Below are 264 nucleotides of genomic sequence, written 5' to 3'. Positions count from 1 at the left end.
TCACTGGAAGCGGTGCGCAGCAGTTCTGTTTTCCTCCGCCACCATAAGGGCCGACATTCGGTCCGCCGTTACCATTGACCGAGAACCGATTGATCGCCGCCGAGGTATGGCTATAGCCCTCGATAGGCGTACCTAATCTTTCAGGCGTGGGCTGCGCACAGCCCTGCAGCGAGATGCTGCCAATTAACATGACGAGGAGTAAACGAATCATCAGGTAGCCTCGCCACGAGTCAGGGTTAGTGGAAGGTGTTCGCTCAGCGCGCG

1 protein-coding gene is annotated in these 264 nt (G+C 57.6%); it reads right to left on the bottom strand.

The window, feature by feature from the left end; all coding sequences use genetic code 11:
* The coding region (locus AACY52_RS31940; RefSeq protein ID WP_370468096.1) for a DUF3304 domain-containing protein at positions 1-190 on the bottom strand (190 nt) is incomplete at its 3' end.
* Positions 191-264 lie beyond the last annotated feature (74 nt).

It is taken from the genome of Pseudomonas sp. EA_65y_Pfl1_P113, assembly GCF_963970525.1.
GTDB lineage: Bacteria > Pseudomonadota > Gammaproteobacteria > Pseudomonadales > Pseudomonadaceae > Aquipseudomonas > Aquipseudomonas tritici.
Note: the sequence above shows the minus strand (reverse complement) of the source record. Positions and strands in the feature narration are given on the sequence as shown.